Raw genomic sequence first — 13835 nt, forward strand, 5'->3', positions numbered from 1 at the left:
AGAATCATACGCAAGGTGAATGTTCAAAAATACGAAATTAGAAAGTTAAATCCTCATAGTGACGAATTTACTTTATTACTTTACCTGGATGATTCGTTAACTGAGTTTGCTAACGAACTGGGCAGCGAACCCTCTACAGATATAAGCCTGCAAGCAACAGCCAAGCAAATTATCAAAGAACGGTACCCTGGTTTAAAAGTAACGTTGATTAAGGTAATCCTAGGAGGTATGGCGGTAACATCAATCTCGTTAAGTACAAATGATAATAATTCTGCTCAAGCAGCAGAAACCCCTGCAATTGCAGCTCAAACCGATGGAGGTTCGATCACTTCCTACACCGTTGTGGCAGGCGATACTGTATATGGTATCTCGAAAAGGTTTGGAACAACACCTGCGGCTTTGAGAAGCACAAATCATTTAGTAACTGATTTTCTTAGAATTGGTCAAGTATTAACCATCCCTTCATCGGAAACTAAACAATACACTGTGGGCGCGGGCGATAATTTATATAGTATTTCGAAACGCTTCCGGTCGACTGTTGCTGCCTTGAAAAATGCGAATAACTTAACTAGTGAGATTCTTTCAATCGGACAAACGTTAACGATTCCAGGTGCCGGCGATACACCTGCTCAGCCGTTTGCTCCTGCACCTGCACCTGCACAATATACAGTAGCTGCTGGGGATACTTTATATAGTATTTCGAAACGCTTCGGGTCGACTGTTGCTGCCTTGAAAAGTGCGAATAACTTAACTAGTGACATTCTTTCAATCGGGCAAACGTTAACCATTCCAGCTGCTGGCGCAACACCTGCTCAGCCGTCTGCTCCTGTACCTACACAATATACTGTGGCGGCAGGGGATACTTTATATAGTATTTCGAAACGCTTCGGGTCGACTGTTGCTGCCTTGAAAAGTGCGAATAACTTAACTAGTGACATTCTTTCAATCGGACAAACGTTAACGATTCCGGCTGCTGGCGCAACACCATCCCAACCATTTGCTCCTGCACCCGCACCACTTAACAAAGAACAAAGAGATACCTTTACATATGCCGTCAAATCAGGGGAAAGTCTTTCCGTCATCGCGAAACAATTTGATGTTACTGTTGACAGTATTCGAGCCGCGAACCATTTAAATAGCGATTTTTTACAAGTGGGTCAAGCTCTAACAATTCCTGATGGATTGAATACACCTTCTCAGACAGGAATCAACACCATTACCTACACCACACATACCATTGCATCTGGTGATAACATATGGGATTTAAGCGTACGGTATGGAGTTCCTCAGGCCGATTTATTAAAAGCTAATAACCTGACAACGAGAAGTATGCTTTCAGTTGGTCAAAAATTGAAAATACCTGTACACAATATTGGAGTAAAAGAAGTTGTCAGTGAAAGACATGGGGAAATGATGGATTGGTGGACCGAGGCTCAATATATTTTTACCATTGGAAAGACAGCAAAAGTGACAGACTTTGAAACAGGGAAAAGTTTTTATATAAAACGAACGATTGGTGCAAACCATGCTGACAGTGAGACAGTTACTACGAATGATTCCAACATTGCAAGAAGTATTTGGGGAGGATTTTCCTGGACACCACGAGCAGTAGTCCTCGAGGTAGACGGGAGAAAGATTGCGGCCAGCATGAGCTTTATGCCCCATGAACGAGAGTATATTGCAAACAATGGCATTACCGGACATTTTGACGTTTATTTTGGAAATAGCACACGTCATGTCGATGGGAAAGCGGATGCCAAACATCAAGCGCAGGTTGAAAAAGCCGCTGGCATTCGGTAAATGGGGCGTTTTTTGGTTATTTTCAAAAATAATTAGGGATTGCGATGATTGTGTGCTATACTAAGTCTACCATTTGCTTTACGTTTTACGTTTTTCGATTACCCGCCCTGCTCAATTTTTGAGCAGGGTTTTTTGTTAAAATATTTTCTATTCGTGACCGTTTAAATTGTTTTTTTGAGATGATGGGAACGATTCGCTCCTAATCTTACCGCTATCCAGACAATTCCTTGTTCATGGTAACGAAAAACTCTTAATCGTTACTGATAATCCGACTTTTCCTCGTCCAAGGGCACGATTCACTCCTTATCGTTACCGCCACTCCTATTTTCCCTAATAAACGGGCACGATTAGTTTCAGAGCTTTTTCAGACATAAAAAAAAGACTCTCAATTGAGAGTCTTTTTATATATGTCGGTTCTAATTATGCCTTACGAACGTTAGTAGCTTGGGGTCCACGTTGACCTTGTTCTACTTCAAAAGTAACTGCTTGACCTTCGTCTAAAGTTTTGAAACCTTCGCTTTGGATAGCTGAGAAATGTACGAATACATCGTCTCCTGCTTCTCTTTCGATGAATCCGAAACCTTTTTCTGCATTAAACCATTTTACTTTACCTTGTTCCATTTGTTGTTTCCTCCTCGTGTGCTGTGCACACATTGTGTTACTATCCTTGCTCAGTTCTTTAGACGTAAAGTTTGAAAACTTTTTAATCCAACTGACAAACAAAAATAATTCTTCTTTACTATAACAGAGATATCCATTTAAAGCAAATTAATATCCCAAGATTTTTTCTACACTGTTTCCAATACCTTTTGTAACATTGTTCCCTGCTGAGAAAAATTGATATGCCAAGAGAAGGCTTTTTCTAATACATGCGGGGTTTGACCGCCTCTAGTCAAAGCTTCTTGGTAATATTCACGAAGCTGCTCACGGTACATTGGATGGGTACAATTCTCAATAATTAATTCCACCCGTTCTCTTGGTGCAAGACCACGTAAATCTGCATAACCCTGCTCCGTCACAATCACATCCACATCATGTTCCGTATGATCCACATGTGAAACAAAAGGAACGATACTTGATATGTTACCGCCTTTTGCAATCGATTTTGTTACAAAAATGGCCAAACGGGCGTTGCGGGCAAAGTCTCCAGATCCACCAATACCGTTCATCATTTTTGTACCTAACACATGGGTAGAATTCACATTTCCATAGATGTCTACTTCTAATGCTGTATTAATAGAAATCAATCCAAGTCGACGGATAATTTCCGGATGATTTGAAATTTCCTGCGGTCTCATGATTAATTTGTCACGGTACTTTTCAAAATGAGCAAATACCTCTTTCATTTTTCCATCCGAAAGAGTAATCGAGCAGCAAGAGGCAGTCCGCACTTTCCCGGCATCAATCAGATCAAACACCGCATCCTGTAATACTTCTGAATAGACCTCTAAATCTTGAAATTCGGAATCAATCATCCCATGAAGAACTGCGTTAGCGACGGATCCAATTCCTGACTGGAGCGGTGCCAAACGTTCTGTTAGTCTGCCAGCAGCCACTTCCTTGCGTAAAAACTGAATCAAATGCTGAGCCATGATTTCCGTTTCCTCATCAGGCGGGACGATTGTTGACGGAGAATCAAGCTGGTTGGTAAAAACGATGCCTTTTACCTTTTTGACATCAATATTAATACCGTATGTTCCAATGCGGTCATTCGTTTCGGTTAATGGGATTGGTTCCCTATCCCCTTGTTTCCCAGGTTCATATAAATCATGGAGTCCTTCAAGATTTTCATTTTGAGCTAAGTTGATTTCAATGATGATTGACTTTGCATTCAAGGCAAACGACAATGAATTTCCTACGGAGGTAGTTGGAATAACCATTCCATCCTCTGTAATTGATACCGCTTCCAAAATAGCAAAATCAATAGGGGCAATCACATTGGCACGTACCATTTCAGCAGTGTGTGACAAGTGTTGATCGACAAATAATAGCTCGCCGCTATTAATCTTCTTTCTCATTGTCGGATCTGCTTGAAACGGAAGTCTTTTTCCAAGAATCCCAGCTTCTGCAAACAATTTATCTACATCAGAGCCTAAGGAAGCGCCTGTATAAACGTTGACTTTAAAGTTTTCGGACTTAGCCCGATTTACCAATGCAAACGGAACTGCTTTCACGTCACCTGCACGTGTAAAGCCGCTTAGCCCCAATGTCATTCCATCTTCAATCCACTCCGCTGCCTCTTCCGGTGTCACGACCCTGTCCCAAAGTCTTGGATCCCTAATCCGTTTTAAATTGTTTTCCATCATCCATCCCACTCCCCTTTATCCTTATTTTAACTGAAGATGTTTATCAAAAAGGGAAATGGGGGATTAACTACGGAATTTTCAGACAAAACAGCGAATTCGATTTCTAAAGCAGCAGAATTAAAAACCAAGCAGTCTGCGAAAATAGCTGGAGTACGATTGACTGACTGGCACTCTGTCCCCGTTATCCATTGACAGAATAAAGGTGGAATGCGTATCAGGAAATATCTCTTTTATATGATCGACATTGACAATAAACGAGCGATGGCAACGGATAAAATGATCTTTTGGCAGCAAAAATTCAAAATCCTGTAAGGTGTTTTTATGGGTACCAGAATGTTCCTTACCATTTACAACCGTTTTTTTCTCCTTGGCTTCTAAATAAATTACCTCGGAAAAAGGCATGGGAATCCAGCCATCCTCCGTTTTAATCGTTACAACTAATTTTCCACTCGTTAAAGCAGGAAAAATCGCTGTAACACACCCTTCCAACTTCCCTTCATGGAAAAATGGCACCGCCATTCCATGATACGGGACGCCAAAGACATCCCGGTCGATAAATTCCGATACCTTCTGCCTAGAAAATATCGCTTTATGAGCAATGGTCCCTTCCTTCAAAAGGTCACCTCGCCGGATCTTCAAATCCACCCTTTTACTAGGGCGATAATAGATATACTCACAAGTATCCGAGACCGCAATCGAAATTTCCTCTGAAAATAATTCACTAATGACATCTAACAGGGAAACAACCGTAATACTCTTCAATTGGAATCTCCCCCGTCCCTTAATTCTAGTTTTTCTAAATAATATTTTATTAGATCCTGATACTCCTGCATCTCAAGTTTGCCTTTTTCATTAAGGATGTAGGTTCCCCTTTTAATCCTATCAAACCATCCATAATAGTTTTTTGTTAAGATAGAGGGTATTTTATCACCTGCTCCCAGATATTTTAATGCTTTCGGGGATAACGGTCCCATTTTATTTAGGAGACAAGCAATTTGAATGCAATTTTCTTTGTAGGCAGTCATGATTTTCGTCCGATTACTTCCCCCCACATTGAAATCGGCACTGCGTCCGCTAATTTCCTTCAAGATGGCTTCTCGTTTCAACTTATTTCTTGCAGTGCCTTTGGTGCGATTATAGGGGATTGGATGGATAAGAATATCTGCTGTTGAACGGTTTCCTGAGAAGGAAACGACAATTAAACCCAGCTCAAGCCTTTTAATTAACTGACATTTATCTGCCCATTGTTTAGATTTCATCCGAACTTTTGGTTTAGGAATCGCTATATATACTTGATTTGTTAACCTTTGCCGTTTGGCTGCTTGAATAAGAAGATCTACACTTAATGTGAGCTTTAATTCAATAATGACCAGCTCCTCCTCTTTAACTGCGACGATATCACAGTCCTTTACTTCACCATAAACTTCATAGCCCTCGCCTGAAAAGTACCTCTGTATCGGTTTATATAAATCTACCTCTTGTAGTTTTTTCTTCTCTTTCATTTGTATCTCCTACTAATCTTTTTCTCCTAGTAATCTTAACATGAATAGGTTAGAGGTTTAACTTAGATTTTAAAGGAATTACTATATAACAATTTTTTACAAGTCAATATTATTTGAAATAGCCTATTCTGTCAGAATTATGTTACTATTATTTTTGTTAGAATAAATAGAGAATTTGAAGTAGTAACATGGGGGTTTAAAATGAAGAATAAATTCTTAGCACAGCTACATTGGGTAATTCCTGGGTTTATCCTTATTTTTGGATTACTATTATTATTTTATCAAAACTTTACTAAAGTGACAGAACCGCCTGCCTCAGATTGGAGCAGGGCCTTAACGGTTGGAGTCACCGATCTAAATAAACTGCCTTCTGTACAAGTAACAGAAGATGGAGAATTTGTTTTTACTAGATTCGAGGGTGGAAAATTAGCCACTACAACACTTGGAAAAGACTACAAGGTTAAAGATCAGAATACATACGACATTCCAGTTGATAAATGGACACAATTATATCAGCAAGATGATACAATCATCTACTTTGATTTTAAAAATATTTATGATCAAGATAAGAATACTATTATTACAGATGTTGAGAAGTTTTATCCTATGGAAAACAGTATTCTGTATATAAAAGAAAACTCACTCTTTCAACTTACACCGGATAGTAAGAAATCCGAAAAGATTATGGATGTTGATTTAAAGAAACTAGATATTATTCCTCAGGAAAACGAAGAGGGAGTAAGTATACTAGCCTATGCTTCAGATCCAAACGGTGTCGATCTTACACTCCACCAATTCATTAACGGGAAAATAAATACCGTCTATCAAACAAGATTAAAGGTTGACCCAGGAAAAATTGTTAACGATATTTCCTTTGCATTGGAGGATCAAACCGTAGCATTTTTACTTCAGGAGGAGCTGCAATCCACTCAAGGAAATCCAGAGTTTTTCAATTATTTTATGCAGACAAAGGTTACGAGCCAGGATATGCCGCAGCTATTTGAATTACATTTTCAAGACCCAGCCGGTACAAAAAAACTGACTGAGGTTTCAGATGTCGTTCTTAAATTAAAAAATGATAAACCAACTATATTATTTCATGCTAATGGGCGAACAGAAACTCAATTCAATGATAGCTCAACCTTTAATATCTATACTGCTGATATAAACGAAGAAGGGAGAACGAAAACAGAGAGACGCAGCAATACTCCAGAAATCTCAACTAACCCGCAGTGGATGAATGATGAAACCATTGCTTGGGTGGATTTGGATGGTGACGGACATAAAATAAAAATTTCATCATCTAATAAAGACGCTATAAGTGATTTAATTGAGTTCACGCAAGACGTTTGGCTGCATGCACTTGGAAAAACACTTGGCATGGTAACTTCGTCATTTTTTGGGATTGCCTTTTCTATTACTTGGTTTATTTGGCCCATACTTTTCATTGTGTTTATGTATATGTTCAGAAATAGAATTGCTGACCGTGACCCTGCTTGGTACTTTTATACAGGAATTGGGCTTTATGCTGTAGCAGCAGTTATTTGGAGAGATCGATTTTTTGTTGACAACATTTATAGTAACGCACCGAATTACTTAACTTTTACCGGCGGCTCATTTTTTTACATGATTTTATTCGCAATCATTGCTTTTTGGTTAACGATTCAGACGAAAAAAACAAATCATTGGGCCGGTACTGTAAGAATTATGTATTTTGTTGGTGTTCACATCTTACTCTTAACCATATTCTTCGGTCCTTATATCATTTAGCATAATAAACTCCCCATTTTCAACTCTGAAATGGGGAGTTTATTTTTATATGGGTGAAGTTAACTTTCGTTGATTCCCTCATTTTTTCATCAAGAATTTTGAAAACCTTCGTCTGACCTTAAAGTAATTATGACACGAAAAAAGGACATCACCTAAAGGATGATGCCCAGATATATCTTCAACTATGTTTTAGTTAAGCATTAAGGGTTTCTTTAACAAAATCCACCTCAAAACCTAAATCCTCAAGCATTTGATGATCTGCAGTAGTTTCTTGTCCTGAAGTGGTTAAGTAATCCCCTACAAAGATGGAATTCGCTGCATATAATCCAAACGGCTGCAAACTTCCTAGGTTAACTTCTCGTCCACCCGAAATTCTGATTTCCTTCGTTGGATTCACAAACCTCATAAGCGCTAAAACCTTTAAGCAGTATCTAGGATTTAACTCCTTTGTTCCTTCAAGAGGAGTACCCTCTATTGCATGTAGAAAATTAACGGGAATGGAATCTGCATCTAATACCTTTAGACTCATTGCCACGTTTACTACATCCTCTTTTGTTTCCTTCATACCAACAATTATCCCTGAACAAGGAGAAATCCCTGATTCTTTTACTAACTCAACCGTATTAACTCGATCATCATAAGAGTGTGATGTGGTGATGGAGTCGTGGTGATCTTCTGAGGTGTTTAGGTTGTGATTGTAGCGATCAACACCAGCTTCCTTCAGCTTAGCTGCCTGGTCTGGTTTTAAAATTCCAAGGCAGGCACAAATTTTCATTTGATATTTGTCCTTTATTTCCTTTACTGCTGTAACAACCTGGTCTAATTCATGATTACTAGGACCGCGTCCACTTGCCACTATGCAATAGGTACCGGCATGAAGCTGATAAGCTTGGTCTGCTCCTTTAAGGATGGTATCTTTATCCACCATTCGATATTTTTGAATCGGAGCATTAGAGATACTTGATTGCGAACAATAGCCACAATTCTCAGGACAAAGACCTGATTTCGTATTAATTAACATATTAAGCTTAACCTTATTTCCATAATAGTGATGGCGAATTAAGTAAGCTCCCTGTAATACCTCTAATAACTCCAAATCCGAGGAATTTAGAATACTTAATGCTTCCTCTTTCGTAATTTTATGACCATTTAGCACTTCTAAAGCCAATTCATTCCATTTACTCATATAATCCCCCCGTTAACTCACTTTTCTAGCATTGCTAAATTGACTTCTCGCCAAGGTACGTTTTAAACGATGTCCCATAACACCTGCTAAAATGGCTAGAATAATATCCTTTGGAAGAGGAACAACCATCCATAACCAAGCGAGCTTATAGGTAAAGCCATCTGGTGCGGAAGCCCAAACTTTATAAGCTGCGTACATCCAGTTCGTCCCGAAAAGATAGTTGATTACCATCCCAACAAGTGCTGCGAAAACAAATACCCCAACAGTGTTTTTCATTTTTTCAATTATGTAACCTGTTACATACGCTGTAAAAACATAAGAAACAATAAATCCAAATGTTGGCTTCAAGAACATGCCAAACCCCCCGCCAAATTGAGCAAATACAGGTACTCCTACTAATCCAACGAAAGCATAAACCATCATAGCGATTGCTCCTAATCTACTGCCAAGAACAACTCCTGCTAAAATCGCAAAAAATGTTTGCAGCGTTATAGGTACTCCCCCCACGACCATGAATGGAGCTAGTGATGTAATGTTAGCCCCCACAGCCATTAGAGCCACAAACATTGCCGCTAATGTAAGTTCAGAAGTTTTAAGTTTCATAACCATTCCCCCAAAATATTCTATAAATTAAGATTAATTGGTTCGTGCATTTATGTCAACTATAAATACAATTAGGTTTACATATAAATTTTTAATTATGACCGGAGTTTACCACTCTGGCCCAAAATGCAGTATCCACTTAAAATTTAATTTCATATTATAAGATAGGTATTTGACTAGATAAAGAGTAAGTATTTGTTCTAGTTTTAAAAGGAGCTGCAAAGGGAAATGACGATTAGAAGAGCAACCTTCGAGGAGACTCAACGAATCTTGAATTACCATTTAGAGGTATTAAAAGAAGCCACAATGGGCTACGTAAAGCCAAGCCGTGAAAAAGCAATTGAAATGATGACACCTTTTTTAAATGGCGGTGGTTATTATCTTGTTCGAGTTAAAAATAATGTTATTCAAGGCTGGGTGGGATTAGGTCGTATCATCGATCAAAACAGTGATGAAGAGGTAGGCTTTATCAATGAGATGTATGTGCTCCCACCCTATCGCAAACAGGGAGCTGCCGAAAAATTATGCAAGGCCGCATTCATACAATTACGTGCAGAGGGCCATAAAAAGGTTCAATTGAATGTTTATGCCGGAAACCCTGCCAAGCATCTTTATGCAAAGCTGGGTTTTAAAGACGTTTCCACCCTAATGTCAGTAAACTTAGATTAACTTTTGTAATGTTTTAATTTAAGGCTGTGTTATTATTCATTGTTGATTTTCGTGTAGGCTTGATTATTCATAGGCGGAGAATTTCCGGCTATTGTAGATAAAGGTACCTTATGAAGCAGATATAAGCGGAAATATTACGGTTACCAGCTTTAAATAAGACAAAATCCAATGATTTGGATACCATAAGCGGAAAACCTCCGCTTATTTTCCAAACACAGTAAAATCAACATTCAGATTTAACACAGCCTAATTTTAAAAAAAGGGTCAGCAGAAAAATCTGATGACCCTTTACACCTTTCAACAGAATTAAAGGGAATCAGATATCCTCTTTGATTCACTCAGCCTCCATTTTTTGATGCGTAGGGGACGAGTATACTATTCTACTCTTTAAAGTATTGCACTATTGTCCCTTTCCTATCTTCCACTTCAACAATGCCATATGCTCCATTTATAAATGTAATTTGTGGGGGAACATGTCCACAATCAATGTCATAAACTATCGGGATTTCGAGCTCACCAGATAAGTCTTGGTAAACATCCTCAATCGTATAGTTTTCAACTGGTTCATTGGCAGGACTTCGACCAAATATGATACAAGTACAGTTTTCAAACCATCCTGCTAATTTCATTTGCATTAAAGATCTGCGCAAATCAGTTGTTTTTAACTCACAATTTTCAAAATACCACATGATGGGTTCATCATGAATATGCTTTTCCCTAAAGTTCTGTAAATCCCCATAAGGAGTACCAATTAAATGTCTGATAATATCAATGCAGCCTCCCAGCAAACGCCCTTCAGCCTTTACCTTTACACCCGAAACGATTTTCCATTTGGTTTCCTCTGTTAAGTGAAAAACACAAGGTGATGGGTTGTCATGCTGCCACTTCTGTTGATATTTTTCAGATGAATATTGGGTAATCGATGACCCTGTTTTTGTAGATAAAACACTTACCCACATAGCAGTTGTATCATCAGAAAATTCGCCTCTTAAATCAATTAAGTTCGTTCCATGTGCAGTAGCTATACCTGTCTTTAACGTAATAGCCAGCAGCAACATGCTCGTATCCGAATAACCGAGCACCCACTTGTTTTTCATATTATCAAAATCAAGCTCTTCAAGGATTTCAATGAGCAGTTCTCCACCCCACGGCGGAAGGATGAGATCGATTGCTTCATTTTTCATCATTTCATTAAACTCTTGGGCACGCTTTTTTGCAGGAGAAGATTTTGCTTTGTCCTGAGTCCATAAGGTATCACCACATAAAATGCAATAGCCGTTTGCTTCTAATCGGCTGCATGAAAGTTTCACCAACTCGTGCAGCTCTTCTTCTACACCTGATGAAGGTGCTGTTACTCCTATAGTTGCCCTTTTTTTCAAAAATGGATATGTAATCATCTCAACTCTCCCATCCCCTTAAATAGTAGAAATTCATTACCATTATTCTACAGTTTTCAAGGAGATGGGACTAGTCCAATTTGTAGGATTCTTTATGAAATGTGGCCATATATTTGAGGCAATCTTCCCCTTTTAATGGAGTAGCAGGCTTACTTTTAAGGTAAAGAACCATTGCCATATAATGTTGTGGCCCCCATTTATAGCAATGCTTATAATCATCTAACAAATGAAAACCACATTTTTCCCAGAAATGAATTCTTGCTTGATTTTCAGACGTTTCATCACATTCTACCTCAACCAGAATACGTTTGAATTGAGGCTCTGACCGTGCCCACTCTATGATGTAATCACAAATCTCTTTTCCAATCCCATGACCACGCAAGTCCTTCCGTACAGCTAAGTAATCCAGCAGCAGTACACTTGAACTGGGTATCGAGCCCGTCAGTGCCATGGCAAAAACCTCATCGTTTTCCTTTAACACATGGAGAGAACTAAGCCCCCTTGCAAACATATTTCTAATAATCTTTTCAGGTTTGGTCGCATGCTCTCCAAAGGCGACATTATAGATATCCCTCGTCTTTTGCCAAAGGTCTTCGTCCCACTGTTTCGTTGTAATAAATTCCATGCTTCTAGTTCCTTTGTTTGAAATTTTTATGATCTTTTTAGCATCCTGCCAGCCAGATGCGGTTGTCTTTCCATATACCATTGAAAGAACCAAATTGATGCGGCCAGCCAGAAGCCGCTGGCAAAATACCCGCCGATTACGTCACTTGGATAATGGACGCCCAAATAAATTCTACTTATCCCTATCATAAAAACTACAAAGGCGCTAAACAGCAGTAAAAGGCTCCGTCCTGCTGAATTAAAGATATGGCGCCAAAGTAGGAAGGTTAGTATTCCATACACCGTAAAAGCATTCATGGCATGCCCACTTGGAAAGCTATATCCACCAATTTCAATCAGATGATGTAAATCAGGACGCGCTCTTTGGAAGATTTCTTTGAGTAATAGGTTAAGTAAAGGTGAACCTGCGACAACAGCGATAAATAATATCAACTCTCTGCGGTGGTGCAGTACCTTATATAGAAAAAAGATAATCAATAAACATAATACGACTACTACTTGTGTTGAACCAACCACGGTAAAAAACTCCATGACCCTGGTGAGGAAGGGAGACTCCTGGGATTGAAGTGCTCTAATGACGCTATGATCAAAATCCACAATCACATCTGCCCTTATGAGAATCGCCACTAACCCAAAAGCCACGAGTGACACTAGGCTAATAATAAAGGCACGAGTAAGTTGAAACTTCAAATTCATATCATTACCCCTTCATAATCGATAAACATATAATTTCCCATCCAAACCAATCCTACTAATACATCACAAACAAAAAAGCACCAAATATACAAAAACCGCTGCATAAAAGCGATTTATTGTATATTTGGTGCCTGTCACCGTATTATTGTCACCTATGCGAATTTCTCCGCTAAGGTTGTTTCTTGTTTTACTTGCATGATTTGTTGTGTTTTGATTTCGTTTTTTCTGTTCATTTCAAATATTTTTAGATGCTCTGATTGAATTTTATTATCTGATAATGCTTTGGTTAGGATTGGTGCTAAGATATGAGCGTCTTTCATTCCACAATTAATCCCGATTGCACCGGTAGGAGTCATGGTATGAGCCGCGTCCCCTATTAAGATTAATCCGTCCTCCACCCAGGTTTCACAACGAGAGCTTTGTACCTTTAAACATACAAAATCGTTCCAAGAAAAAAGGTTCTTATTAACACTTTCCTCAAGTTCTGGAAAACTTTCAATCAATGGTTCTAGAAAGGGCTGAATGGAACCTTTTCTTAGGGTTGGAAATGACCCCTCCGCAATATTCCAGCCGATTTGGATGAGTCCTCCCGTCTGTGAAAACAATGCCAACTGATGTCCGTTTACCAGAACCATTCTTGTTGTAGGTTCCCACCCTTCTGGAGCCGGAATTTTTGCCCATAGAACGTCATACCCGTGTGTCATTTCAATCGTTGGGATTTTTGCAAGCTTTCTGACTGTTGAGTACCGTCCATCTGCACCTATCGTAACCTTGCTTGAAATGTGGATTGCTTCCCCATTCTGTAATGCTTTCACACCTATATAGTATCCTTGTTCATCTTGAATCAGTTCTTTCACTGTTGTGTTAAATAATAGTTGAAAATGATTATTTTCCTCTGACTCTTCGATGATTGCACTTAATAAATGTGCTTGAGGCACATGAATTCCTACATGATCTTCGTGGTTTCCGGGAGTAATACTTTTTACTATATTTCTACCAGCGAAGTATTCTACTTTTTTCATTTTAAGTATACCTAGCTCTTCTATTCTCTCAAATAATTGATGTTCTTTTAGAATTGCCTCAGTTTCAGCGTTAATATGCTCGCCTCTGAATTGACGATTAACTCCAGCAGATCGTTCAATAATAATGGTAGATACCCCGTTTTTAGCTAATAAATGTCCGAGTAATGTCCCTGCAGGTCCGCCGCCAACGATACAAACATCTGCTTGTAAGTTCATTTTACCCACCTTCTATTGTTATTTTATCTTATCAATATATCATA

13 protein-coding genes are annotated in these 13835 nt (G+C 38.8%); 3 read left to right on the top strand and 10 right to left on the bottom strand.

The window, feature by feature from the left end; genetic code table 11:
* The first annotated feature begins 15 nt into the window (after nt 1-15).
* Entirely contained in the window at nt 16-1800 is a 1785-nt protein-coding gene (locus MLOOGBEN_RS19430; protein ID WP_179159926.1) for a LysM peptidoglycan-binding domain-containing protein, read from the top strand.
* 420 nt (nt 1801-2220) lie between these two features.
* Here MLOOGBEN_RS19430 and MLOOGBEN_RS19435 read toward each other — a convergent pair whose 3' ends face one another.
* The 4 genes from MLOOGBEN_RS19435 to MLOOGBEN_RS19450 all read right to left on the bottom strand — a co-directional run bounded on the left by MLOOGBEN_RS19435 (nt 2221) and on the right by MLOOGBEN_RS19450 (nt 5608).
* A complete protein-coding gene (locus MLOOGBEN_RS19435) occupies nt 2221-2421 on the bottom strand; it encodes a cold-shock protein (RefSeq protein WP_026568674.1) in 201 nt (66 codons plus the stop codon).
* Between the two features lie 167 nt (nt 2422-2588).
* Nucleotides 2589-4103 carry a succinyl-CoA:acetate CoA-transferase ScpC gene (locus MLOOGBEN_RS19440; protein ID WP_179159965.1) on the bottom strand — a complete coding sequence of 505 codons (1515 nt, stop codon included), beginning with the start codon at nt 4101-4103 and terminating at the stop codon, nt 2589-2591.
* Nucleotides 4104-4223: 120 nt separating this feature from the next.
* Nucleotides 4224-4868: a LytTR family DNA-binding domain-containing protein gene (locus MLOOGBEN_RS19445; protein ID WP_179159927.1), complete on the bottom strand. Its 645-nt coding sequence runs from the start codon at nt 4866-4868 to the stop codon at nt 4224-4226.
* Nucleotides 4865-5608 carry a DUF2161 domain-containing phosphodiesterase gene (locus MLOOGBEN_RS19450; protein ID WP_179159928.1) on the bottom strand — a complete coding sequence of 248 codons (744 nt, stop codon included), beginning with the start codon at nt 5606-5608 and terminating at the stop codon, nt 4865-4867. Before MLOOGBEN_RS19450 ends, MLOOGBEN_RS19445 begins: the two co-directional genes overlap by 4 nt.
* A gap of 201 nt (nt 5609-5809) precedes the next feature.
* Here MLOOGBEN_RS19450 and MLOOGBEN_RS19455 point away from each other — a divergent pair, with 201 nt between their 5' ends.
* Nucleotides 5810-7378 carry an ABC transporter ATP-binding protein gene (locus MLOOGBEN_RS19455; protein ID WP_179159929.1) on the top strand — a complete coding sequence of 523 codons (1569 nt, stop codon included), beginning with the start codon at nt 5810-5812 and terminating at the stop codon, nt 7376-7378.
* Nucleotides 7379-7571: 193 nt separating this feature from the next.
* Here MLOOGBEN_RS19455 and bioB read toward each other — a convergent pair whose 3' ends face one another.
* Nucleotides 7572-8564, bottom strand: coding sequence for a biotin synthase BioB (bioB, locus tag MLOOGBEN_RS19460; RefSeq protein ID WP_179159930.1), 993 nt, complete (start codon nt 8562-8564; stop codon nt 7572-7574).
* A gap of 12 nt (nt 8565-8576) precedes the next feature.
* Nucleotides 8577-9173, bottom strand: coding sequence for a biotin transporter BioY (locus tag MLOOGBEN_RS19465; protein ID WP_179159931.1), 597 nt, complete (start codon nt 9171-9173; stop codon nt 8577-8579).
* A 222-nt stretch (nt 9174-9395) separates the two neighbouring features.
* Between MLOOGBEN_RS19465 and MLOOGBEN_RS19470 the strand changes: the two genes are divergently transcribed.
* Nucleotides 9396-9836 carry a GNAT family N-acetyltransferase gene (locus MLOOGBEN_RS19470; RefSeq protein ID WP_179159932.1) on the top strand — a complete coding sequence of 147 codons (441 nt, stop codon included), beginning with the start codon at nt 9396-9398 and terminating at the stop codon, nt 9834-9836.
* 380 nt (nt 9837-10216) lie between these two features.
* Here the strand turns inward: MLOOGBEN_RS19470 and MLOOGBEN_RS19475 are convergent, their stop codons facing one another.
* From MLOOGBEN_RS19475 to MLOOGBEN_RS19490, 4 genes are all read right to left on the bottom strand, one after another.
* Complete coding sequence (locus MLOOGBEN_RS19475) at nt 10217-11233, bottom strand: S66 family peptidase (protein ID WP_179159933.1); 1017 nt, start codon at nt 11231-11233, stop codon at nt 10217-10219.
* Between the two features lie 70 nt (nt 11234-11303).
* Nucleotides 11304-11939, bottom strand: a complete 636-nt coding sequence (locus MLOOGBEN_RS19480; protein WP_256989185.1) for a GNAT family N-acetyltransferase — start codon at nt 11937-11939, stop codon at nt 11304-11306.
* Nucleotides 11885-12553, bottom strand: a complete 669-nt coding sequence (locus MLOOGBEN_RS19485) for a phosphatase PAP2 family protein (RefSeq protein ID WP_179159935.1) — start codon at nt 12551-12553, stop codon at nt 11885-11887. Before MLOOGBEN_RS19485 ends, MLOOGBEN_RS19480 begins: the two co-directional genes overlap by 55 nt.
* A 152-nt stretch (nt 12554-12705) precedes the next feature.
* Nucleotides 12706-13791 carry an FAD-dependent monooxygenase gene (locus MLOOGBEN_RS19490; RefSeq protein ID WP_179159936.1) on the bottom strand — a complete coding sequence of 362 codons (1086 nt, stop codon included), beginning with the start codon at nt 13789-13791 and terminating at the stop codon, nt 12706-12708.
* Nucleotides 13792-13835: the final 44 nt, after the last annotated feature.

The sequence above is a fragment of the Bacillus sp. EB106-08-02-XG196 genome (assembly GCF_013396335.1).
Taxonomy (GTDB): domain Bacteria; phylum Bacillota; class Bacilli; order Bacillales; family Cytobacillaceae; genus Neobacillus.